Source organism: Paenibacillus ihumii, from assembly GCF_001403875.1.
GTDB lineage: Bacteria > Bacillota > Bacilli > Paenibacillales > Paenibacillaceae > Fontibacillus > Fontibacillus ihumii.
The window spans coordinates 96,816-119,973 of the sequence record NZ_LN884295.1 but is presented as its reverse complement, the minus strand read 5'-3'; the positions used below and the strand labels follow the sequence as shown (position 1 = coordinate 119,973).

At 51.3% G+C, this 23,158-nt stretch carries 21 protein-coding genes and 1 riboswitch; all 21 genes read left to right on the top strand.

Features of this window, described 5'->3' with window-relative positions:
- Nucleotides 1–70: 70 nt before the first annotated feature.
- The 21 genes from BN2762_RS01540 to BN2762_RS01440 all read left to right on the top strand — a co-directional run bounded on the left by BN2762_RS01540 (nt 71) and on the right by BN2762_RS01440 (nt 23,001).
- Nucleotides 71–1,402: an ABC transporter substrate-binding protein gene (locus tag BN2762_RS01540; RefSeq protein WP_055105295.1), complete on the top strand. Its 1,332-nt coding sequence runs from the start codon at nt 71–73 to the stop codon at nt 1,400–1,402.
- A 116-nt stretch (nt 1,403–1,518) separates the two neighbouring features.
- Nucleotides 1,519–2,418, top strand: coding sequence for a carbohydrate ABC transporter permease (locus BN2762_RS01535; RefSeq protein WP_055105294.1), 900 nt, complete (start codon nt 1,519–1,521; stop codon nt 2,416–2,418).
- Nucleotides 2,419–2,420: 2 nt separating this feature from the next.
- A complete protein-coding gene (locus BN2762_RS01530; RefSeq protein ID WP_055105293.1) occupies nt 2,421–3,260 on the top strand; it encodes a carbohydrate ABC transporter permease in 840 nt (279 codons plus the stop codon).
- A 104-nt stretch (nt 3,261–3,364) separates the two neighbouring features.
- Complete coding sequence (locus BN2762_RS01525) at nt 3,365–4,498, top strand: rhamnogalacturonan acetylesterase (RefSeq protein WP_055105360.1); 1,134 nt, start codon at nt 3,365–3,367, stop codon at nt 4,496–4,498.
- 52 nt (nt 4,499–4,550) lie between these two features.
- Complete coding sequence (locus BN2762_RS01520) at nt 4,551–5,585, top strand: glycoside hydrolase family 88/105 protein (RefSeq protein WP_055105292.1); 1,035 nt, start codon at nt 4,551–4,553, stop codon at nt 5,583–5,585.
- A gap of 56 nt (nt 5,586–5,641) precedes the next feature.
- Entirely contained in the window at nt 5,642–6,019 is a 378-nt protein-coding gene (locus BN2762_RS01515) for a sensory rhodopsin transducer (protein WP_055105291.1), read from the top strand.
- Between the two features lie 273 nt (nt 6,020–6,292).
- The gene (locus tag BN2762_RS01510; RefSeq protein WP_055105290.1) at nt 6,293–7,129 is read left to right on the top strand and encodes a helix-turn-helix domain-containing protein; all 837 of its coding nucleotides are present in this window, start codon (nt 6,293–6,295) and stop codon (nt 7,127–7,129) included.
- Nucleotides 7,130–7,205: 76 nt separating this feature from the next.
- Complete coding sequence (locus BN2762_RS01505; RefSeq protein ID WP_230202398.1) at nt 7,206–9,461, top strand: peptidase domain-containing ABC transporter; 2,256 nt, start codon at nt 7,206–7,208, stop codon at nt 9,459–9,461.
- 65 nt (nt 9,462–9,526) lie between these two features.
- Nucleotides 9,527–10,909 (top strand): beta-barrel domain-containing protein, encoded by a 1,383-nt coding sequence (locus BN2762_RS01500; RefSeq protein WP_055105288.1) that lies wholly within the window; start codon nt 9,527–9,529, stop codon nt 10,907–10,909.
- 34 nt (nt 10,910–10,943) lie between these two features.
- Complete coding sequence (locus tag BN2762_RS01495; protein WP_055105287.1) at nt 10,944–11,231, top strand: hypothetical protein; 288 nt, start codon at nt 10,944–10,946, stop codon at nt 11,229–11,231.
- A 101-nt stretch (nt 11,232–11,332) separates the two neighbouring features.
- Complete coding sequence (locus BN2762_RS01490; RefSeq protein ID WP_055105286.1) at nt 11,333–12,499, top strand: ATP-grasp domain-containing protein; 1,167 nt, start codon at nt 11,333–11,335, stop codon at nt 12,497–12,499.
- 319 nt (nt 12,500–12,818) lie between these two features.
- Nucleotides 12,819–13,073: a Blp family class II bacteriocin gene (locus BN2762_RS01485; RefSeq protein ID WP_148499849.1), complete on the top strand. Its 255-nt coding sequence runs from the start codon at nt 12,819–12,821 to the stop codon at nt 13,071–13,073.
- Between the two features lie 163 nt (nt 13,074–13,236).
- The gene (locus BN2762_RS01480) at nt 13,237–14,400 is read left to right on the top strand and encodes a M48 family metalloprotease (protein ID WP_055105285.1); all 1,164 of its coding nucleotides are present in this window, start codon (nt 13,237–13,239) and stop codon (nt 14,398–14,400) included.
- 76 nt (nt 14,401–14,476) lie between these two features.
- The gene (locus BN2762_RS01475; protein WP_055105284.1) at nt 14,477–14,950 is read left to right on the top strand and encodes a GyrI-like domain-containing protein; all 474 of its coding nucleotides are present in this window, start codon (nt 14,477–14,479) and stop codon (nt 14,948–14,950) included.
- A gap of 231 nt (nt 14,951–15,181) precedes the next feature.
- Nucleotides 15,182–16,006, top strand: a complete 825-nt coding sequence (locus BN2762_RS01470) for a Cof-type HAD-IIB family hydrolase (protein WP_055105283.1) — start codon at nt 15,182–15,184, stop codon at nt 16,004–16,006.
- Nucleotides 16,007–16,167: 161 nt separating this feature from the next.
- A complete protein-coding gene (locus tag BN2762_RS01465; protein WP_187386457.1) occupies nt 16,168–17,076 on the top strand; it encodes a cache domain-containing protein in 909 nt (302 codons plus the stop codon).
- 852 nt (nt 17,077–17,928) lie between these two features.
- On the top strand, nt 17,929–18,342 hold the full coding sequence (locus BN2762_RS01460) for an ankyrin repeat domain-containing protein (protein ID WP_055105282.1): 414 nt from the start codon (nt 17,929–17,931) through the stop codon (nt 18,340–18,342).
- Complete coding sequence (locus tag BN2762_RS01455) at nt 18,339–18,749, top strand: antibiotic biosynthesis monooxygenase (protein ID WP_074048545.1); 411 nt, start codon at nt 18,339–18,341, stop codon at nt 18,747–18,749. Before BN2762_RS01460 ends, BN2762_RS01455 begins: the two co-directional genes overlap by 4 nt.
- A gap of 58 nt (nt 18,750–18,807) precedes the next feature.
- Nucleotides 18,808–18,956, top strand: a riboswitch (cyclic di-AMP (ydaO/yuaA leader).
- Between the two features lie 138 nt (nt 18,957–19,094).
- Nucleotides 19,095–20,282, top strand: coding sequence for a KamA family radical SAM protein (locus BN2762_RS01450; protein WP_055105281.1), 1,188 nt, complete (start codon nt 19,095–19,097; stop codon nt 20,280–20,282).
- Between the two features lie 158 nt (nt 20,283–20,440).
- A complete protein-coding gene (locus BN2762_RS01445) occupies nt 20,441–21,592 on the top strand; it encodes a winged helix-turn-helix domain-containing protein (protein ID WP_055105358.1) in 1,152 nt (383 codons plus the stop codon).
- A gap of 92 nt (nt 21,593–21,684) precedes the next feature.
- On the top strand, nt 21,685–23,001 hold the full coding sequence (locus BN2762_RS01440) for an MFS transporter (protein WP_055105280.1): 1,317 nt from the start codon (nt 21,685–21,687) through the stop codon (nt 22,999–23,001).
- Nucleotides 23,002–23,158: the final 157 nt, after the last annotated feature.

Genomic DNA, 23,158 nt, shown 5'->3' with positions numbered 1-23,158 from the left:
TCTCCCCCCCTTTTGGGGCGAAAATAATAACTGTAAGCGTTATCAAACTGGCGTTCGACGAAAGGGGAGAATGGTTGTGAGAAAGAAAACTGCTCTATGGATGTTGGTTGCCCTGCTGTTCATTTTGCCTGCCTGCAGCGGTGGAGGCAGCGCCGGAGGAACGAGCGACGGAGAGGGCAATGACAAGACGGCTCAGCAGAGCACGAATAAAAAAGACAAGACGACGCTAAGAATCGCCTGGTGGGGAGGCGACAAACGCCATGAGTATACCCAACAAATCGTCGATAAGTATCAGGAGCTGAACCCGCATGTGAAAATAGATGTCGAGTACGCGGCATTCGACGACTATTGGAAGAAGCTTGCGCCGCAGGCGGCCGCGAAGCAGCTGCCGGACATCGTGCAGATGGACATTTCCTATATCGTGCAATATGCGAAGAACAACCAGCTTGAAGATTTGACGCCATACATGGGCAATCAAATCAAAATCAATGACGTGAACGAAAATGTCATCTCTACCGGAAAAATCAATGACGTCCAATACGGCGTGCCGACCGGCGTCAACGTGCTTGGATTCCAATACGATCCCGAGCTGCTGAAGAAGTCCGGCGTTGACGGCATCCCGGAAAATTGGACCTGGGATCAATATGAGGAAATCGCGCTAAAGGTTCGGGACGCAGGCTATGTCATGGACGGCTCCATGGCGCCGGATATTTTCTTCCATTACTTCCTGCGCACCCATGGATACTCGCTGTACAACAAAGAAGGAACAGCGCTCGGATATGAGGACGATGCTTTGTTTACTGAATTTTTTGGACGGCTGGCCAGGCTGATTAAGGAAGGGGCCGTACCCTCCCAAGAGAAGCTGACGCAAACCAAGAACATTCTGGAGGAATCGGAGGTCGTCAAAGGAACGGGGATTGGCGTCTGGCAGTGGTCTAACCAGTATGTCGGACTCCAGGCGGCGGTCAATCGGCCGATGGAGCTTGCGCCTATGACGGGACCGAATATGGAGAAGGGGCTGTATATGCAGCCGAGCATGTTCTGGTCGATCACTTCGCATTCCAAGAACAAGGAAGAGGCAGCCAAATTCATCGACTTCTGGATTAATGATGTAGAAGCTAACAAGCTGATCAAGGGCGAGCGCGGAGTTCCGATTTCGGCCTCGATCAAGGAAGCCATCGTCTCCGAGCTGTCGGAGCCCGAGAAGCAGGTATTCGACTTTGTTGCAGCCATGGAAGAGAAGAGCTCGCCGATGAGCCCGGCGCCACCGGTAGGCTCGCCGCAGGTGATCGCCTCCCTGGCCGATTTGGTGGAGCAGATCAACTATGGCCAGATAACTACGGAGAAGGCTGCTGCTGCGTTCCGGCAGGAAGCGAATGCCATCCTGGCTAACAACAAGTAAACCAGGCTGTCCTTAACCACTTGAGAGCAGCGGTAAATACGTTCCGATCGAATGCATATTTACCGCTATGGCTCAGGTGGATTTCATGTTCTAAACTGCCAGGAGGTGCAGGTGCCTTGCGGAAACAGTCACTCGGAGCCAATCTGACGGGATATGCCTTTATCAGTCCATTTGTGATCGGATTTTTGGCCTTTACGCTCATTCCAATTTTGATCTCTTTGTATTTGTCGTTTACGAATTACAACTTATTCAACGATCCGCAGTGGATCGGGACCTTTAATTTTCAAAAAATGTTCACTCAGGATCAGAAATATTGGAACTCGGTCAGAGTTACTTTTATATATGTATTTGCCGGTGTGCCGCTGCGGCTGATGTTTGCTTTATTCGTCGCGATGCTGCTGAACACGAAATCGCGAATGGTCGGCGTATATCGTACAGTTTATTATTTGCCCTCGATCATCGGCGGAAGCGTCGCCGTATCGATCATGTGGCGCAATATTTTCAATGAGCAGGGCATCGTGAACAGCCTGCTTATCTTCCTCGGGATTCCTCCCGTGGCCTGGTACGGCGACCCCAATGCAGCGCTTGGAACATTGATCGCGCTGTCGGTGTGGCAGTTCGGGTCCTCCATGCTGATTTTCCTCGCCGGGCTGAAGAATATTTCCCCGGAGATGTACGAGGCGGCCAGCATCGACGGAGCGACGGCGCCCCGCAAATTCATCAAAATTACGCTGCCGCTGCTGAGCCCGATTATTTTATTCAACCTGATCATGCAGACGATCAGCGCATTTATGACCTTCGTGCCGGCTTATATCATCTCCAAGGGGGAAGGAACCCCGATGGACGGAACCCTGCTGTATTCCCTGTATTTGTTCCGGCAGGCCTTCATGTTCAACAACATGGGATATGCGGCCGCGATGGCTTGGATCATGCTCATCATGATCGGCATCATGACGGCGATTCTATTCAAGACATCGAAATTCTGGGTGTTCTATGAGTCGAAAGGAGGCCGCTGATTATGGTTGCAAGCAAGTGGAAATGGCCGGTATACCATGTGTTCGTCGGCGCTCTTGCCATTCTTATGCTTTACCCGATCATCTGGCTGTTCATGAGCTCCTTTAAGGAGAGCCGGACGATATTTGCTACCGCCTCGCAGCTAATCCCGGAAGCTTGGGACTTTGGGAACTATGCTGCAGGCTGGGCCGGCGTTGGGGGGCAGCCCTTTGCCCAATTCATCGTCAATTCCCTGATCATCGTCGTGCTCGCTACGATTGGCGTCGTAATCTCCTCGGCGCTGGTCGCCTTCGGGTTTGGCCGGCTGGATTTCAAAGGCCGCAACCTCTGGTTCGCGCTGATGATGGTGACGCTGATGCTGCCCCATGATGTGGTGCTCGTGCCGCAATACATTATTTTTTCCAAGCTCGACTGGCTGAACAGCATCAAACCGATCGTACTTCCGAATTATTTCGGCGCTCCGTTCTTTATTTTTCTGATGATCCAATTTATCCGCTCGATTCCCATCGAGCTCGACGAGGCGGCAACGATCGACGGCTGCGACAAGTTTCGGCTATTCTATCGCATCATTCTGCCGCTCATTAAACCGGCGCTCGCCACGGCGGCGATCTTCTCCTTCTATTGGCGGTGGGAGGACTTGATCGGACCGGTCCTGTATTTGAATTCGCCGCAGAAATATACCGTATCGATGGGGCTGAAGATGTTCCTGGACAGTGAGTCCGGCTCCAACTGGGGAGCGATGTTCGCGATGTCCATCGTCAGCCTGATTCCGGTCGTCGTTGTATTTTTTATGTTCCAGAAGCAAATTGTTGAAGGAATCAGCAGCAGCGGGTTGAAAGGATAAGAGATTGCAACAAGCCTTTCTGTGCAGCTAGAGGATCGTGAGGGGAGAAGCTTATGGAGAATGAGCAGGCGAAGATGGCCGGAATAGCGAATGAGGAGCCTGGCATGGAGAGGACATCGTGGAAATTCGACTTCGGTCCGGGAGAGCCGGCGGAGGGTTATACCGGCGTGACAGCGGAATGCGGTTATAATCCTGCGTTGGGGTACGGGTTCGAGGACGTGAGCCGGGTGTATGCCCGGGACAGGAACAAGTCAGGCCGGGCAGGCTCCGGAGATGTAAAGGCCGCGCTGTATCACCGGTTCTGCATTCCGATGGGGGCTACGTTTGCAGCAAACGTGCCTGACGGCATATATATGGTGAATATTCTGCTCGGAGACACTCTTGCGGAAACGCATACCCTGCTGAAGGCCGGCGGAAGCAAGCGCGTGCTGCCGCCGATCCGCTCGGCGCCCGGGCAGTTCATGGAAGAGAAGTTCGCCGTTCCTGTCCGGGGCGGCCGCTTCCGTCTGCAGGTATCGGGCCAGGCCCCTCGCCTTAACATGCTGGAGCTTCAGCCTGCGCCAAGCACGCTGACCTTGTTCCTTGCGGGCGATTCCACGGTGACGGATCAGCCGGAGGACGGCTATCCCTATGCCGGCTGGGGCCAGCTGCTTCCCGCCCTGTTCAAGCACGATGTCTGCGTGGACAATCATGCCCGGTCCGGACGCAGCTCGCGGAGCTTTATCGAGGAGGGGCGCCTGGAGGCGATATTGCAGCAGATCAAGCCGGGAGACTTCCTGATGATCCAGTTCGGCCATAACGACGAGAAGCCCGATCCCCGGGGAACGGATCCATTTACGACGTACAAGCAGCATCTGCTCCGCTATATTGAAGGCGCCCGGCAGAAGCGAGCCCATCCGGTACTGGTCACGCCGGTGCATCGCCGGTATTTCAGCCCGGACGGAACGCTCTCCGATACGCACGGAGATTATATCCAGGCGGTTCAGGAGCTGGCGGCGGAGACGAATACGCCGCTCATCGATCTTGCCGCCAGGAGCAAGCAGCTGTTTGAGGCAGCCGGCCCCGAGGGCAGCAAGGATTTGTTCATGTGGGTGTATCCTGGCGAGTACTTGAATTTCCCTGCGGGGGTGAAGGACAACACGCACTTTCAGGAGCAGGGCGGAGAAGCGGTTGCCCGCTTAATTGCCGACGGAATTCGCGATTTGCAATTACAGCCTTTGTTAATGTATCTAAGGTAGCGTTTGGGAGGAACAGATGACCACAGAGCCATTATGGGGAGGAGAGCTAGATATGCCAGCATTGGTTTATGACGAGGAGAAGGTGAAGCAGACGATCGACCGGGTCGTCGAACGCACGTTTAATATGGATTTCAACTGGGACTGGCCAGGCGGCGTGGCTTATTACGGCGTTTGCGAGGCATATGAGGCGACGGGGAATGAACAGTACTTGACCAAGCTGAAGGCCTGGGTCGATGAGAATATGGAGGATGGCCTGCCGAAGCTGTCTGTGAACGGAGTATCGATCGGCCACTGTCTGCTGACGCTGTATCAGGTCTATCAAGATGAGAAATATTTGAACACGGCTGTCGAAATGGCGGAATTTTTGAAAAATAAAGCGGAAAGGTTCGCGGATGGTATTTTCCAGCATACAGTGAATTCGGTGAATGACGTATTTCCCCAGCAGGCTTGGGTGGATACGATGTTTATGGCCGGGTATTTCCTGCTGCGCATCGGGCATCTGCTCGGAAATAAGGAGTATTTCGAGGATGGATTGAAGCAGTACCACGGCCATGAGGAGTTCCTGCAGGATCCCGACACGAATCTCTATTATCATGGCTGGGATCATTTGAATCAGAACCATATGTCCGGCATCTACTGGGCCCGCGGCAACAGCTGGGCGGCGCTCACGATGTCGAAGGCGCTGCAGTACGTCGAGGTTCAGCACCCGTCCTACATGATCATCGACGGCTCCTTGCGGGATCAGCTCAGCGCGCTTGTCCGCCTTCAATCGCCGGAGGGGCTGTGGCATACGATACTGGATGATGAGACTTCGTACCTGGAGACGTCCGGCTCGGCGGGAATCGCGACAGCCTTGCTGATGCGGGGCAGACTGTACAATAAATACACGCAGAAATCAATCGACGGCATCCTGTCCCGGATCAAGGAGGACGGCACGGTGACGGATGTATCTGCCGGCACGGCGGTGATGAATGATGCGGAAGGCTACAAAGGCGTGCCGTATAAGCGCATCCAAGGCTGGGGACAGGGGCTCGCTCTGGCGTTCCTGGCACAGCTGCTGCGCTCCAAAGAAGACCCGTACAGCTGAAGCGGCCGTACGGAACGCATTCACGTAATTACAGTACTAGGAAGGGAGATGCTGATATGGGAGTTCAAGCGAAGGGACATCGCTTTTGGGTCATTCCTGACGGGTATATCCCGCCGGACAGCCGCGGAGAGCTGGTGAGTCACGAAAGCATTTGCGTGCTGAATTGCGGCGAGGCGGCGGCGAAGCTCGGCATTACTGTTTATTATGAAGACCGCGAGCCGCTGGAGGGCATTGAAGCCATCGTGGAAGGGCGGCGCTCGAAGCATATCCGTACCTCCTCCCTGGAGAGCGGGGGAGAGAAGATCCCTGCAGGAGTACCTTATGCGCTCACTGTGGAGAGCGACGTTCCCGTCATTATTCAATACAGCCGGCTCGACTCGACGCAGCCGGAGCTGGCGCTGATGAGCGTCATGGCGCATCCGGTGAAGGATTAGCCGGTCCCGCCAATTTATTTCATAGGCAGAGAGAACCCGCAGCCCATCGGGTTCTTCTTTGCTTTTTGCAGGACGATCCATAAAAATCAGCCTATTTCAAATAAAACGCCAAGCCCGGCGTTTTTTTCTATTCAATTTTCGTTGTGGATATAAATATCACTTGAAGTGTGGGACTAAATATCTATTACACTTAATTTACCATTATAGTTAAAAGGTTATTTTTTGAATATATTATGGTAAAATATTTGTATGAAATAGGAAAGGAGAGATATTTTGAAAAGCGTCTTTAACTGTCAGGCAGCGTTACCGGACGGCCATTGGGTCTATTTGCAGGACATGAGCAATAGAACGATTCAGCAGTGGAATTGCTCCTTTGCGCTTAGCGGGCATCATATTTATATGGACCAATTGAGCTCTATTCCGGAAGAGGAAATCAAGCGAAGAGCGGATGCCCACAAGGAAATGATAACCGTCGTTGAAGAAGAGTTGGAAGCGCTTTATCCGTTCCTGATCAGGCCGTTTATTTTTATATTGACGGATACAGAGGGCGTGACGCTGAGCCTCAACGGATCCGGGCTCGTGATCGATTCACTGAAGGAGCATAACGTTACTGTAGGCAGCAGATTTGATATGCAGCATGCAGGCATCAACGCAGTGTCCGTCGCGATGGAAAGCGGCCGCATCGCCATTATTCGCGGGGAGGAGCATCATTTAAAGATATTTGCTGACTGGTCCTGCATCTGTGCCCCGATTTCTATTAATGGAGAGATTAAAGGATACCTGGATATGTCCCTTTCCGTCAATGAGGATCTTACATATGTTATTCCGCTGCTGCAGCAATTGATAGATCGCATCAAGGGAAGATGGCCTGATCCCGAGCTTAGGAAGGAAGCGGTCTACCATGCTTTCCATAAATGCGGGCTCACCAAGCGGGAGAAGGAAATCGGCTACCTATGGATGCATAACCATTCGGTGGAGCAAATTGCCCAAATGCTGTACATTGCTCCTGGAACCGTGAAAAATACGCTGAAAAATGTCTATAAAAAAACCAATGTGGGAGACAAGGGAGAGTTCATTCTCAAGTTTTACCCCTTGAACAGCGGGGAATAAGGCTCGAAATGTCCCTAAAGGGACATTTACATGGTATAACCCATAAATGGTATAATTTAGGTGATTAATTAAACATATGTCCACAACTAAATTGCGGATGGGACGATTTGAAATGATATTTTTCAACAAATACCACTGCATCAAGCAATTCGATATCAAGGACTGCGGTGCCGCCTGCCTCGCAACCATTTCCAAGCAATACGGACTGAAGATTCCGCTCTCTCGGATCCGGGAGGTAGCCGGAACGGATAAGAGAGGCACGAACGTCTACGGTGTGATCAAAGCGGCCGAGAGCCTCGGGTTTACAGCCAAAGCGGTCAGGGCCGAGCAGGAATCCATTTTCGAACCGTTTCCTTTGCCGGCAATCGCCCATGTCATTGTGGATCAGACACTGCTCCATTACGTCGTCATACATAAAGTCACGAAAAAGGAACTCATCATTGCCGATCCGGCAAAAGGAATCCTAAAGTATACGCCCGAGGAATTTTTCAAGCTCTGGACAGGCGTGCTGATCCTGATGGTTCCCGCGCCTACCTTTCAGAAGGGGGATGAAACGAAAGGCTTATTCCCCCGGTTCTTTAGTTTGTTAATTCCTCAACGAAAGCTTATCTTCAGCCTTTTTATGGCTTCAATTCTTTATACCGTACTAGGAATTCTCGGTGCTTTTTACTTTAAATTTTTGCTGGATGAAATTTTGCCCCATGGTTTGGACAAGACGCTGCACATGGTCTCCATCGGCGTAATCACTATAACTCTTTTCAAAATATTGTTAAGCGCTTTCCGCAATCATTTGCTGTTATATTTAAGCCAGAAATTGGACATTTCTTTGATTCTTGGATACTACCAGCATGTGCTTAAGCTGCCGATGAACTTCTTCGGCACCCGCAAGACCGGCGAGATTATTTCCAGGCTGATGGATGCCTCCAAAGTAAGGGACGCCATATCGGGAGCAACGCTTACGATCATGATCGACGTCATCATGGTGCTGATCGGCGGGTTCATCCTATACTCCCAGAGCCCGTTTCTGTTTGGGGTGACCTCGGCCATGATCCCGCTGTATATCGTGCTGGTATGGGCATTCCACAAACCTTTTGAGCGGATGAACCGCAAGCAAATGGAGGATAATGCCCAGTTGAACTCTTATCTGGTGGAATCGATTAACGGCATCGAGACGGTCAAGGCCTACAGCGCCGAACAGAAGGCGAATTTCGAGACGGAGAAGAAATTTGTTGTGCTGCTGCGGAGCGTCTTTCGCTTCGGATTCTTCAATAATATGCAGTCATCGCTCAAGGGGATGGTTCAGGCAATCGGAGGAATTGTCATTTTATGGGCAGGAGCGTACCAGGTCATCCACGGGAATTTATCGATGGGCCAGTTAATTACTTTTAATGCGCTGCTCGCTTATTTCCTGGAGCCGATCCAGAATTTGATCAACCTGCAGCCGATGGTGCAGACCGCAGTAGTTGCGGCGGACCGGCTCGGAGAGATATTGGATCTTGAGCCAGAGAAGAAAGAGGACGAGGAACGAAAGATCAGCCCGGCCTCGTTGAAAGGGGAATTGAAGCTGCAGGGGCTGGATTTCCGGTATGGTACAAGGCAGCTTGTCCTGAAGAACGTGAGCCTGACTATTTCTCCCGGGGAGAAGGTAGCTTTCGTTGGCGAGAGCGGCTCCGGCAAGACGACGCTGATTCAGCTGCTAATGCGGTTTTATACTCCGGAGAAGGGCGATATCCTCATCAACGGCAACAATATTAAGGATATTAACATCGATACGCTCCGCGAGAAGATTGCTTATATTACGCAGGATACGTTTTTCTTCAGCGGCACGATCCGCGAGAATCTCTGCCTCGGGATTGAGGAGGAGGCGGAGCTGGAGCGGATCGTAGAAGCAGCGAAGATAGCCAAGGCCCATGACTTCATTAACGAGCTGCCGTTAAGATACAACACCGTACTGGAGGAGGATGCATCCAACTTGTCCGGCGGGCAGAGGCAGCGCCTTGCTATTGCGAGAGCACTCCTGAAGCAGCCTGACATCCTGATTATGGATGAAGCGACGAGTAATCTGGATTCGACGACGGAGAAGGCAATTTCGGAGACGATACATAATTTGAACGATGTTACCACGATCATTATCGCTCACCGATTGAGCACAATTATGCGCTGCAACCGCATTTTCGTCATGGATCAGGGTGAAATCATCGAAGCGGGAACGCATGCCGAACTCATGAGTCAGCGGGGCAAGTACTACGAGCTGTGGAAGGATCAGATTCCGGAAGGGATGCAGGAGCAAGGAATGGAGGGACAAGGCATGCTGGAGCCGATCAGCAAATAGCAGGAATCGGTGGATGGACAGGGATCCTATCGTGAGCAACAACGCATGGAAGTAGGTAGGACGATATGAGAGCAGTCATTAGGGATATAGGGGAAATTACTGATAGCCGTGAGATCATGGAGGCGAAGACGAGCCCGTTTATTTCGATATTTATCGGTTTCCTGGTCTTTATTCTAGCTATCGGCCTGATTTGGGCCTCCATCAGCAAAATCGACATCGTCGTCAAAGCAAGCGGCGTAGTGCGTCCGAACGAGAAGGTAAGCCGGATCCAGAATAAGGCTGCGGGTACCGTGGAGAGTGTTCAGTACGCGGCGGGGCAGAAGGTGAAGGCCGGAGATATTTTGTACACTCTGCATAAGGATCAGATTGAAGCGGACAAGCTCGCTGCAGAGCAAGATTTAAGGGACGCGAAGGCGCAGCTGGAGGAGCTTGTGCAGTTCAGGAGCCAGATCCTTGCGGGCAGCACGCCGGATTATTCGGATGACGCCGATCCGTCGGCACATCTGATGAATTTGCTGGATGGCCATTCCGCAAAGCAGAAAATACGCGTCGACCTGATCCGGCTGAAGGGACAGCTTGAACAAGCTGAGGAGAAACGAAACCAGCTGCAGCAGCTCAAGCAATCCATTGCCTCAGGAACGAACCTGCTGCCTCCAGATACGGAGTACTTCTACAAATTCCAAGACTACCAGATCAAGAAGGAACAGTATGCGCTGCAGGAGCAGGCCGCATCCGAGCTGTACAAAATGGCGATCCGGCATGATGGCGACGGCAGCGAGGCCAAGCAGAAGCTGGAGGAGGTTCGGCTGCAGGCCAGCGATTATATCAACGGCTTTGAATTGGCGCTCATTACGGCCATGAATGAGAATGATCAGTTATTGGAGAAGTTGCAGGGCGAGCGGGATGCTCTATATTTGCAGCTGGCCCAATCCATCGAATCTGAGCAGGAGCGCGTAAAGAGCCTGGAGGAACGGCTGCAGAACCTGGATTTTACCCTCAGAGATTACGTCATCCGAGCTCCGATCGACGGCACCGTAAATGTGATTACCGATCTTAATGCGGGAGATTTGCTGCAGACGGGGACGGAACTGCTGACGATCCTGCCGGAGAACGACTCTGAATTCATGATGAAGCTGGCTATCTCCAATCAGGACGTGGCGAACATCAACGTGGGCGATACGATCAAATATAGCTTCATTGCCCTTCCTTCCAGAGACTACGGTATGCTGCAGGGGACGGTTCGCTCCATCAGCGGGGATGCTGTGATGAATCAGCAGGACGGCAACAGCTATTACACTGTCGAAGCCGATGTCCAGAGCAAGCCGCTGCGGAGCAGAAAAGGAGAGGAAGCCTACATCAAGACAGGGATGATGGCCGAAGCGCAAATCATTACGAGAAGCGAGACGGTTCTTGAATATATTTTGAAAAAGCTAGACTTGAAGCAGTGATAGATCTCTGGCAGCTGGAAAGGAGGTGAAAATAATGAAAATTACACTCGACCCAATGCAAAAAGATTCAATCAGCTCTCATTTTAATGTCGAAATCAACGCCGTCGAAATTTCCCCAGAGGAAATGCAAAATATCGATGGCGGAGGCTTGGATCGTAACATCGTTACGACGCTGGCTCTCGGCGAGGAGGGTACCAATGACCCGATCCTGACGACGATGGCTGTTGGCGAAGAAGGCGGAGGCGGTCCTATCTTCACGACGCTGGCGATCGGCGAAGAAGTCGACGCAACTACGCTGGCCATTGGCGAAGAATGCTTCTAATTTAGTTACAAAGGGGGTAATTGTCATTAAGACATTATCCCCTTTGTCCTATTAGTGCCAATAAAAATGATTTAACTTCCCAATAGATAAGGAGGAGAAGCATGACGATCTTCGTGATCAATCCGATGAACGATTTTCACTGCCGTCATATGGTGATGAAATTAAAAGAAATGGGGATCGAATATAAGGAATTCGGCTCGCCTCATCTGAACGATTACGGGGCTGTTAACGGCGAGCTTATCTATAATGGCGAGCCGTTGAGAAGAATTCGCTCCGCCTATTTCCGCAGTATTATGACGCATAATCCGAATCAGCTTACCGGGGGGAGTGCGGCCGAGAGATACAATAATCAGGTCCAGTTCTCCGCCCAAGTCGAATCGGTACGGACGTGGCTGCGCGTGCTTCACGAGGAAGGGGCCAGAGTCATTAACGCGCCTACCAGCTCATCTAAATACAATCAGTTGAATACTCTTCACCGGATCGGCGTTCCGCTGCCCAGAACCTGCATTACCTCGAATCCGGACATTGCCCGCAATTTCATTTCCGAGGTGAAGAAGGCGGTATGCAAGCCTCTTCCTGGCGGCAGCTATTGCAGGAAGGTGACCCCGGAGCTGCTGGAGCAGCTGGACGCCATCAGCAATGAGCCTACGATATTCCAAGAGGAAGTCCCCGGGGATGACATTCGCGTCAATATGCTGGCCGGACAAGTCATATCAGCACATAAGATTATCAAATCGAATCCCGATATTCTCGATTATCGAACCGATCCGGAATATCATTCCGGGGAAGTGCAGTATGAGAGCGTCGACCTGCCTGAGGCGATCATCCGCTTCTGCGACAAGGCGATGCAGCAGCTGGGACTCCGGTTCAGCGGCATAGATCTGAGAAGGACTCCTGATGGTGAATTCGTGCTTATCGAGTGCAACAGCATGCCGGCTTTCCTTGATATTGAGCTGAAGACAGGCGCGCCGATTACAGCTCATTTAATCCAGGATCTGCAGCAGGCTCCGCTCATCGAACGATCTCCTTCTTATTCAGGAGCTGGCAGCTATTCCAAAAAGACAGGCACAGGGAACCCATCCTTTTTATTTGATTATCACGACGTCATGAGCAATTGGAGCAGACAGGCGCGCAAGCATAAGGATCGCATTATCGTGGATCTAAATGAAGAGCAGAAGGTTCAGATGCTAGAGCAGACAGGCTCTCCTAAAGCACAGATGGAGCTGGAAATTCAGGACGGCAAGGTCAAGGTGCTGCGAGTATGGTAATCGTCTATAGTAAAATAATTTAATTTATAGGATGTTACTGTAAAATATCCCTCAGGGGATATTTACTTTATTTGTAATATTATCAATAATATAGTTAGTGATAATGACTAGTAGAAGACTAAACAGAAAGAGGGTAAATACCATGCTAGGTATTATTATCTTCTCGTTTATTATAGGGTTTGTCGTTGTATTTATTTATAGCTTGTATGTGAAAAGAAAAAATAACAGAGGGAAGTAATCAGCGGCGTACTTTAGTTATCTTTACATATATGGCACAGCTCTATAACTAAAGTAAATATTAATTTAAGGAGGAGAAATTATGGATTCTGTGATGCAACTGAACGGCTTCAACGAACTGTCCTTCAATGAAATGATGGCGATTGACGGCGGCGGTGATTTCAGCTGGAGTGATCTGGGGAAATCGGTAGTCGGCGGAGCGGCCAGCGGTGCTATCGGCGGAGCGGCTAGCGGAGCTTTGGCGGGCGGAGTCGGCGCTGGGCCAGGAGCGCTCGTAGGCGGAGCTGCTGGAGCGGTTGGCGGAGCTGCAGCTTATCTCCTTACGTTCTGGTGGTAATCGCCATTTGGCTGTCCAATCCGGCAGCAGCCTTTTTGGACAAGCTGATGCAGAAGGATCATGCTTAAAGGATGATTTCAGTCGGGCCATTCAGCCCGGCTGAATCGTCGTTCATAGGATAAATTTCATTTGAATCCACAGGCTGTTACTACGGAGTGAGAACATGATTGCACTGAAGATCATTCTATCTATTATTATTTATTTGTTTAATGCAGTGATTGCCATGATGCTTGGCAATCTTGCGATTCAGCGTTACAGGGCAACGGGTTCCAAGGAACGGGCCTTGTATTTTTTCGGGACAATCAAATCCGTTCATTACATATATTACGTGATTTCGATGGTTGCGATCATTATGCTGCTGACCAGCTTATTGCCGAAGACGAAGCTAAATTATGTTCTCATCACGACGCTGCCGTTTGCTTATTTAATGCTGAGTACGATTCTGAGCCAGGCCATGTATCACCGGGTGAGCAGAATCGTTCGAGATGTTGGAACCTCCATGCGGGAAGAAGTGGCGGTGGCCGTCAAATCCAGCATGCTTCTATATTTGCCGGCACTCGTTGTGCTGCCGCTTAGATTTAATTGGATAACGATCGAGTTAAGCAATTTATGGTCCTGCCTTTTCATATTAATCGGAATTGCGGTGTACAACCTTGCGCACCCCTATCTGCTTCGCTTCACCTTATCGGCCAAGCCGTTGAAGGATGAAGGAAAGAAAAAGTCTATCGAGGGCTTTTTGAACAAGCACGATATGAAGCGGGTGCAGGTGTTCGAATGGCCGACGACCGACAGCAAAGTAGCTAACGCCCTCGTCTGCGGCTTAATTCATAAGCGGGTGTTCGTAGCCAGCTACCTGCTAGAGAACCTTTCGGAAGATGAAGTAAATGCCATCCTTGCCCATGAGATCGGGCATATCGTAAGGCTCCATTTATGGATCAAAGCCTTGTTATTCGTTGCGGCGATTCCTTTGTTTTTAGGAATGACGTCGCTGATGGACCGGGCAGAGGCCAGTGGATTTCATATACCGATACCGATCGGGGTTATTTTTATTTTGGCTCTGATGCTGGGCTACCTATGGTTCATAGGCTCCCATATATCCAGAAGGCTGGAGAGGGACGCAGACGAATACGCGCTTAGAATGGGAGTACCGGCAAATGTATTGATTTCGGCTCTGACCAAACTTGCCGAATTGAACCATTCGGTATTATCCATCCACAGATGGCTGGAGAAGCTGCAGACGCATCCTTCGTTTGAGCACCGGATTCAGTGGATTCAAAGGGCTGCACAGCACCGCTTTGGAACGGAAGAGCGGTCGATTTCCAAATAAGAATAGCATTTTGGAATTGTTCGGCTCCGCTGAAAACAAATAATTATGATTTTATAAAAATCGGGAGGTATGCAAGATGGAGCAGACGATTCAAATTGAGACCGGGAAAAGCATCAAATTCGAGAATGTGGCTTCCTATCGCGCAAGAATGAAGCAATCCGAGATAGATCAAGAGCTGGGCCAATTCGTTGCCGTGTTGAAGGACAGCGGGGCTAAACGCAATGGGCCCATGATCTCCGCTACCTTCGCAATGGATAACGATCAGGAGGAGCAGGTTCTGGACATGGAGTTTATGTTCCCAGTTGACCGGCCATTAGATTTGCCGCAGCCTTACGGCTTCAAGCCGGTATTTCAGCTCGTGGACGCGGTATATACCAGGTACACCGGAAATCCCGATGGTCTGGATCGGGTATTCGCGGAGCTGGTGGACTACATCCAGCGGAACAAGATGATTCAAGTCTCCACCGGATACACGATGTCCATTCAGCCACCGATCGTTGCAGAGCCATGCTTCGATGTGTATATTGTGGTGAACGGGTCTATATTGTAGTTCGGTCTATATTGTAGTTGAGTCTATATTTAGCGGATAGATTAATATAATTGGGATCGTTCGTTGAGCTCGAATATGCCCCGGAGATCGTTGGAATGCGGTCCGGGGCCATTTTTGTTTTTAGTGAAATAATGCCCTCAAGCTCACCAGGAGATGGTATGCTATGTATATTGCGATAATGAATCGCTAGCTTCATAGCTACTGACAGAATGAGTGAAGGGGACTAGAGAGATGAATTATAGAATGATCGTGCTGGATTTGGATGATACGCTGCTGCGGGATGATCACACGATTTCGCCGCGCACGAAGCAGGCGCTGATGAATGCGCAGGAAGCGGGAATCAAAGTGGTGCTGGCCTCTGGCCGCCCGACCTTTGCCATGACGCATATCGCGAAGGAGTTAGAGCTGGAGAAGTACGGAAGCTTTATCCTATCCTTTAACGGAGCCAAAATCACCAATTGTGCAACCCAGGAGGTCTTGTTCAGCAGCACCTTGTCGCCAGAAACGGCGCATGAGCTCTACGCCATCAGCAAGCAGGAGGGGGGGTGGATTCACACTTACGTTGGCGATGATATCGTAACGCCGGCCCATAATAAATATACGGATATTGAAGGCGAAATTACGGGGATGCCGATTGTGGAGGTAGCGGATTTTGCGGCAGCGGTTCAGGAGCCGGTCGTGAAGGTACTGATGGTCGACGACCCGGAGAAGCTGATCGCTCTGGAACGCAAGCTGCAGCCTAAGCTGGAAGGGGAGCTTAACGTCGTACGGTCCAAGCCGTTCTTCCTGGAGTTTACGGAAGCCGGCGTAGATAAGGGGACAAGCCTGCACCATCTCATCCAGAAGCTGGGCATTCAGCGGGAAGAAGTCATTGCGATCGGGGACAGCTATAATGATCTGGCCATGATTGAATTTGCCGGGCTTGGCGTGGCGATGGGCAATGCTCCCGACGAGATTAAAGCAGCGGCTGACTATGTGACCGATACGAATATGGAGGACGGTGTAGCTAAAGTCGTCGAGAAATATATGCTGAATCAAGCGGCATCTACCGTATAGAAAATATGAGCATAGCTTAATAAAGAGCGCTGACCGCCTGAGTCAGCGTTTTTTGTCGTTGATAGGAACTCTTGTTATCTTGCCGGTTCGGATAAAATCATTGACTTCAAGAAAATGAATTTGTTTGATTCACATCAATAAAGTCAGCAGGGGGAGGGCGCATGCGCAGGAACTTTATGATGGAGCGGCTCAAGCAGGTAACGTTCAAAAACCGGATCATCGCCATTTTTCTGATCAGCAGCTTGATTCCGTTCATATGTCTCGGCTTCATATCCTTCTATACGATCAATTCAATTCTCGGAAATAAGGTGGAGGCAGCGCTTCAGAACAATCTTAACCAGGAGCTTATTGTGCTGGAGAATACGCTGAACAATATGAACCATGTCTCGCAGCAGCTTGCTTTTGGAGGAGGGACGAACAAGCTCCTTGAGGAGCTGTTTCATGAGACGGATTCCTACCAGCAGATACAGCTCCGCAACAGTATCAAAGCGGAATTGAACGTCATAACTTTCTCCAACCCGAATGTCGGCTTGATGATGTACTACTATCCAGAGACGGAAACCTATGATTTCGAGAATTTCCGGCTGCGCAGCGAATTCAAGCCGGATGAGCTGCCTCTGATGGCTCAGTATTCCGAAATCACCTATTTCGGGCCTCATAAAAGCTATAACGGATCCATCAACCAATACGTATTCAGCACGATGCGTAAGGTCAATTTGCCGGATCAGGACGTATATTTGTACATAGAGACCGGGCGCAACGCGCTAGAGACTTTGTTTGCCCCCGAGAACCGGAAGAGTGATTCCCGGAGGCTGCTCATTTTGGACAATGACGGCCGGATTGCTTTTAGTGAAAATGAAGGCGTTTTCCCGGTGAACAGTATGTTCCCGGGGCAAGGCTCACAGGCAGCATCAGGCACTTATGAGGCCTATTATTGGACGAAGGCGACCAGCAACCAAGGCTGGAGCATCGTCTCGCTCATTCCGAAGAATGAATTGAATCAGGAACGCAACACCAGGAGCTTAGGGTGCAGGTGCCGAATGCGTTCGCGGACTTGGAGATCATCGTAGAGGGCTAGTTATTTTGCAATGGGTTTGCACCTTCGGCCAAATAATACAGCTTGCTGATGCGTAAGGATCAGCTTGATATAAAATTCAGGCTGATCTTTTTGGTGTTGAATAGGGAGGTACAGGCTGCGAAGATTACGTTGTTTCTGGAGGAGGCCAAGCTCTTTTACACAAACGATAGGACGTACTCTTCCTTAGGATGACGTGCTTTCCTTAAGATGGCGTGCTGTTCCTTAACATGATTTGATCTCCCTTAGATAAAATTCCGGTTGTTCTAAAAGACACGGAGCAAGTAACTTGTACCCGTATACATTTCTTCGCCTTTCAGAATCCCAACCAAGTACCCATTTATTGAAATTTAAAACTAAATGTATTTCATACAGCTAGTTAAGCTGTTTTATCCAAAAAACCATAGGCTAAATGCAGAACATGCAGTTAGTTTGCGTGAGTGGAGCGAATTCGCCGAAATAGCTCAAATCTAAATGTAGGTTTTACAGTAAGTTCCCGCCAACACGGCCAAAATCGATGAACTAACTGCATGAATTACATCTGGTTACTTGATCCTGGCCATCTAGTCATAAATACGTATTTTAGTTTATTAGAGGGAAAGATTCCACCCTCTTTATTGACAATGAGAATCATTATCAATAAAATAGAATTAATCGATCATTGAGAATGGTTATCAATTACGCGGGTGGAGGAATGAAAGATGAACCAGGCATTATTGGTATATATATCATGGCTTCTCATTGTCAGTGCGGCGGTGTGCCAAAGAGAGGGCGAGCGGCAACGAGCGATCGATGAACAGAAACAGAGAGCGAGAGGTTCGCAGAGAACGGGCAAGGAGGGTTATACATGCCAAGAGGGCCTTTAAATCATGAGCTGGTACGTGAATTTATTGTAGCGGCGCATGGCGATTATGACGAGGTGGCAAGGCTGCTCAAGCAGGAGCCCGCGCTTGTTCATGGGGTCATCGATTGGGGGAGCGGCGATTGGGAGAGCGCCCTCGGCGCCGCGTCGCATACCGGGAATTTCAGCATTGCAAGGCTGCTCCTGGCGAACGGGGCACGGATGGATATTTTTGCTGCGGCTATGCTTGGAGAGCTGAACGTCGTTAAAGCGATTGTTGAAAATCACCCCGAGACCGTCTATGCCAAAGGCCCGCACGGTATATCGCTGATTCGCCACGCCGAGGCTGGGGGGAATGCCGCTATTTTCGTCTATGAGTATTTAAGTTCATTCCTATCGAAAGAAGTGGTCGGAAAATGATGGTGATGATGAAGGCCATCCAAACGATCCGGGTGCGAAAAGGCAGGGCAAATGAAGTATTGTCCCGCTTCAGGATGCCTTTACCGGTTCATGCTTTTGAAGGCTTCCTGCTCATGGAAGTGCTGATCAAGGATAACAGCCAGGAATGCGACGAGCTGCAGGTTTGCACGACATGGGAGGATCGCCGGTATTTTGACAAATGGTCAGCAAGCAGAGCTGCGCGAACGCCGCACAGCAAAGTCAGGGAGCTTAAACCGGAAGACAGCCCAATCATTAGCTCCGAGCTGGCGACTTATGAAATAGCGGCGCAGTTTAAGCCGCCTCACCAAAAGCTTGACCCCGAACGGACCATGACAGGGAGGATGACAGAAAATAACATTAAACGTCAAATTTTAAGAATATTATAATTATTCCAATTCTATTGTTAATTGCCCTAAGGTTGACAATCTCGCCCGCACACTTTATCATAGACACACGCTTAGTTTCTTGGTAGGAGCCAAGAAAGCGGGGGAACCAGTTCTTTTTATGGGGCGAATCACTCATTCCTATGAGGTGTAGGGTACCATCTTACCCGAGTCCGTCAGCTAACCTCGTCAGCAGTGGATGGGTCTGTTATAAGATCATTATTACGTCTCTTTAGACCCTGTTTTTTCGGGGTCTGTTTTTGTCTTCTGACCCTTGCTGGCGAAGCTGTGCCCAGACCCCCCGTTCCGGGGTCTTTTTTTGTTGATTACTAGGAAGGAGGAAGTACAATGACTAAGACGAAAACAAAGTACATTACCAACCTGGACAGACTGACGATGATTCCTGAAGAGGAGCGCGAACGTTTGAAACCGATTACGGAGAAATTCGTATTTCGGGTGAACGATTATTATTTGAATCTGATCGACTGGAGCGATCCTCATGACCCGATTCGCAAGCTGGTCATTCCAAATGAGGGAGAGCTCGAGGAATATGGCCGCTGGGATGCCTCTGACGAGGATACCAACTACGTCGTGCCCGGCTGTCAGCACAAGTATACAACGACCGCCCTGCTGATTGTATCGGAGGTGTGCGGGGCGTATTGCCGGTATTGCTTCCGCAAGCGCCTGTTCCGCAATGACGTGAAGGAGGCCATGTCCGATGTCCAGCCGGGGATCGATTATATCGCCAAGCATCCTGAGATCAACAACGTTCTGTTGACCGGCGGAGACAGCCTTATCCTGGCGACGGAGAAGCTGCGGGGAATCCTTGCCCAGCTTCGTGAAATCAAGCACGTTAAAATCATTCGCCTCGGCTCCAAGATTCCGGTGTTTAATCCGATGCGCATTTACGAGGACGAGGAGCTTCTTGACGTGATTCGCACCTATTCCACGCCGGAACAGCGGATTTACGTCATGGCCCATATCAACCATCCGCGTGAGATTACGCCGGAAGCGAGACGCGGCTTTCAGGCACTGCATGAGGCCGGCGCGATCGTAGTCAACCAGACTCCGGTCCTGAAAGGCATCAACGATGACCCTGCAGTGCTTGGCGAGCTGCTGGATAAGCTGTCCTGGGCGGGGGTTACGCCGTACTACTTCTTCGTGAACAGACCGGTTGCAGGAAACCGTGATTTTGTACTTACCCTGGAAGAGGTCTATCGGATCGTCGAGGAGGCGAAGGCGAGAACATCAGGCCTGGGCAAACGAGTCAGATTGTCGATGAGCCATACGTCCGGCAAGATCGAAATTCTCGCGATTGAAAACGGCAAGGCCTACTTGAAATACCATCAGTCCCGCGACGGGGATTACGGTAAATTGATGATCCTCGATTGTCCGAAGGATGCGTCTTGGTTCGACGATCTTCCCGGCAATGAACAGTATTGGAAGCGGCCGGAGAAGAAGACGAATGAAGTCGTCTCCGTGAACGAATTGCCCGATTTTCCGCAGAAGTCAAAGCGTACGCCTGCAATGCTATAAAATTACAATTATGAATCCCCCAAGGAGCGGCCTGAATTAATCCCCGCTGCTCCCTTGGGGGATTTTGCTCTTTTCGGCACGATCGACTGCTCTTATTTCTCAGGAACGGGGGAATGGATTATGATAAATTTAATACAACATATGAAGAAGGGGTAGTTATGGAGCGACTGATATTCGATCCTTCCGGCTATAAGATTAAATGGGGTGTCCAGAGCATCGGGCTGCTGCCAAAGGAGTTTGCCCTCCTGCAGTTTCTGTACCGTCACCGCGACCGCGTATTTACGCGCGACCAGCTCCTTGACCGGGTATGGGCGCTGGAGTTCCCGGTGGAGCGGACGGTCGATGATCATATATATCGCCTGAGGAAGAAGCTCTCCCCTTGGGCGCATATCCGGATCAATACGGTGCGGGGATACGGCTACAGCCTGACCGTCAGGGAGCAAGCATCCGTGATCAATCCGTCGTTAGGCGACCGTGAGGTCAACTCCTCGGTACGGGACATTTTCAAGAAGTATCATTTGTTCGGGCAGGGCAAATCCATGCTGGCACTAGCGACCCAGCAGGACATTCTCGGCTTTGAGCTGGATCCGTTCTACACTGTCTATCTGAAATTCATTCAGGGGGATACCGCCTGGTTTCTGGAAGCAGATGAAGTGCCGCTGCAGACCCGGCTGTACTGGCTGCTGATTCTGTACCGCGGGACCAATCCGCCGCCGGAGCAGGTGCTTCGCTATTGCGAGCAGGCTCTGTCGCGGCGCATTCTCTCCGCGGAGGAGCATCGGGAAATGCGCATTCTTAATATTCTTGAGGTGTATGCCGACGCCGGGCTTGCGACCGAGGCGATCAAGCGCTTCGAAGAGACGAGAAGGATAGTGGAAGCGGAGGGGCTCAGCGGCTTTGTTATGCCGGTAGCCATTATGGAAATTTACGTCTATGTGCTGGCCGGGGAGCTGGAGCGGGCGAACACGGTGTCGGAACGCTTGACGGGTCTGCTTAAGGATACGCCGTATTTGCGTGAAATCGGGCGCTTCCGGATCGTGCAGGGATTGCTGTGCTTGGCGAGCGGCCGGGAGAAGGAGGCAGAGCAGCTGTTCGATGAAGGCCTGGATGTGCTGGACATGTCACTGAACGTTCCGCTGCGGGCCATTTCACTTTGCCAAATCATGGGGTATCTCGCGCGAAATCGCCCTGGACTCGAAATGGAGCGCAAATACACGGCTCTCTTTGCAGCCCTGGATCAGGAGATGGGTTTATCCAAGCACAGAGAGGGGATGGAAGCCGTCATCGGGCGAGCTCTTGCATTATCATAGCCAGTTGTCTGGAATTTCAGGCCGTCTGATCTTCCTCTGACATTTCGGAGATAGGATAGGGAGACTAACGATCAGAAAGGAAAGATTCGCCTATGACGCGAAATCAACGTTACTCCCTGTTATCGATCCGAGACTTCAGGCGTATGTTTGCGGCATATGCGCTCGCCTCCTTTGGCGACTGGTTCGACGCGCTGGCCATCCAGGTGCTCGTCGCTTACCGCTGGGGCGCCGATCCGATGCTGCTCGCCCTCATCCCGGTAACGATGGCGCTGCCAGCGGTGCTGCTCGGCTCCTTCGCCGGAACGGTTGCAGACCGGGTGCGCAAAGCACGCCTTATGCTGGTCTGCGACCTGATCACCGCGGGGCTCACACTATGCATTCTCGCCGCGCCTCATATAGCCTGGCTGCTCCCTTTGCTGGCCCTCCGCGCGGCCTGCAGCGTATTCCACGTGCCTGCACAGCAAGCGTTGACCCGACAGGTCGTGCCGCCGGCGCTGCTGTTCCAGGCAACGTCCTTCAACGGCCTAGTCAACCAGTCCTCGAAGGTGGCCGGACCGCTGCTCGGCGCGATGACGCTGACTGCATTATCGCCGCAGGCGTGCATTATGCTCAATGCCGGTGCGCGGCTGCTGTCGGCGGCGCTGTTGCTCCCTTTGCGCAGCCTTCCGGTCTCCCGGAGGACAGAGGCGGCGGGAAGAACCGAAGGTCCCCGTTCTGGGGCTTGGGCTGCTTTTCTGCAGAATTGGCGGGAGGGCTGGCTGTATCTTTTTCAGGCCAAAAAAGTGCGGTACACGATGATATTCGGCTTTGTCGGCTTGACCGCCCTGTTGATGATCGATTACCAGTTCCCGACTCTGCTGCGCACGATTGATCCTGTCAATGAATCGTTGATTGGCTGGCTGGTATCCGCGATTGGCGCCGGGGCGGTGGCCGTGCTTGTCGTTCTCAACCGGTTGAATCGGATCAGTTACGGCTGGGGTCTGGGCGGGGGTTATATATTGATTGGCGCCGGGATCGCCCTTCTGGGGCTGTGCCCTCCGGGAACCGGCGTGCTGCTGCTTCTCGGACTCGGCATGATGATCGGCATCGGCAACGGCATGTACATGGTAACGCAAAATTATATCCTGCAAAAAGAAACCTCCGAGCAGCTGATCGGCCGGGTGTATGGCATTCAGAGCACGATCACCAGTCTGGTGATGCTGGTCGCTCCTTTGGTGGGGGGCGTTCTGATCCAGGCAACCCGGGCGGGCGTTGCTTTTCTGCTCATTGGAGCGGTTACCGCGCTGATCGGCCTTGCGGGCATTGCCCTACGCTCCGCGATCTGGGGCAGTCCGGCTCCGGCGCCAGACTGTAATCCGGCTGTGGCTGCTGGCGAGGGTGCAAGGGAGGCGAGGCGCATTAATGGTTGAAAAAGCAATGGCAGCCCATCCATTAACGAAGCTTTGTGAGAGAATGCCTTGCAGCCGCGGGGACTGCTGAATACGGAATCCAAAACGGGAACAATAAGAGGAAACGCGACTTGAACATAATTTCACAAGGCGATATACATTCGTTCATCCGGGTGTT

Bases quoted from the DNA above. Each gene is read 5' to 3' on its own strand.
- BN2762_RS01455 (WP_074048545.1), top strand. From the start codon at position 18,339: ATGATGGTGATGATGAAGGCCATCCAAACGATCCGGGTGCGAAAAGGC.
- BN2762_RS01460 (WP_055105282.1), top strand. From the start codon at position 17,929: ATGCCAAGAGGGCCTTTAAATCATGAGCTGGTACGTGAATTTATTGTA.
- BN2762_RS01495 (WP_055105287.1), top strand. From the start codon at position 10,944: ATGAAAATTACACTCGACCCAATGCAAAAAGATTCAATCAGCTCTCAT.
- BN2762_RS01465 (WP_187386457.1), top strand. From the start codon at position 16,168: ATGCGCAGGAACTTTATGATGGAGCGGCTCAAGCAGGTAACGTTCAAA.
- BN2762_RS01530 (WP_055105293.1), top strand. From the start codon at position 2,421: ATGGTTGCAAGCAAGTGGAAATGGCCGGTATACCATGTGTTCGTCGGC.
- BN2762_RS01525 (WP_055105360.1), top strand. From the start codon at position 3,365: ATGGAGAGGACATCGTGGAAATTCGACTTCGGTCCGGGAGAGCCGGCG.
- BN2762_RS01515 (WP_055105291.1), top strand. From the start codon at position 5,642: ATGGGAGTTCAAGCGAAGGGACATCGCTTTTGGGTCATTCCTGACGGG.
- BN2762_RS01485 (WP_148499849.1), top strand. From the start codon at position 12,819: ATGGATTCTGTGATGCAACTGAACGGCTTCAACGAACTGTCCTTCAAT.
- BN2762_RS01470 (WP_055105283.1), top strand. From the start codon at position 15,182: ATGAATTATAGAATGATCGTGCTGGATTTGGATGATACGCTGCTGCGG.
- BN2762_RS01520 (WP_055105292.1), top strand. From the start codon at position 4,551: ATGCCAGCATTGGTTTATGACGAGGAGAAGGTGAAGCAGACGATCGAC.
- BN2762_RS01475 (WP_055105284.1), top strand. From the start codon at position 14,477: ATGGAGCAGACGATTCAAATTGAGACCGGGAAAAGCATCAAATTCGAG.
- BN2762_RS01480 (WP_055105285.1), top strand. From the start codon at position 13,237: ATGATTGCACTGAAGATCATTCTATCTATTATTATTTATTTGTTTAAT.
- BN2762_RS01450 (WP_055105281.1), top strand. From the start codon at position 19,095: ATGACTAAGACGAAAACAAAGTACATTACCAACCTGGACAGACTGACG.
- BN2762_RS01440 (WP_055105280.1), top strand. From the start codon at position 21,685: ATGACGCGAAATCAACGTTACTCCCTGTTATCGATCCGAGACTTCAGG.
- BN2762_RS01490 (WP_055105286.1), top strand. From the start codon at position 11,333: ATGACGATCTTCGTGATCAATCCGATGAACGATTTTCACTGCCGTCAT.
- BN2762_RS01445 (WP_055105358.1), top strand. From the start codon at position 20,441: ATGGAGCGACTGATATTCGATCCTTCCGGCTATAAGATTAAATGGGGT.
- BN2762_RS01540 (WP_055105295.1), top strand. From the start codon at position 71: ATGGTTGTGAGAAAGAAAACTGCTCTATGGATGTTGGTTGCCCTGCTG.
- BN2762_RS01500 (WP_055105288.1), top strand. From the start codon at position 9,527: ATGAGAGCAGTCATTAGGGATATAGGGGAAATTACTGATAGCCGTGAG.
- BN2762_RS01505 (WP_230202398.1), top strand. From the start codon at position 7,206: ATGTCCACAACTAAATTGCGGATGGGACGATTTGAAATGATATTTTTC.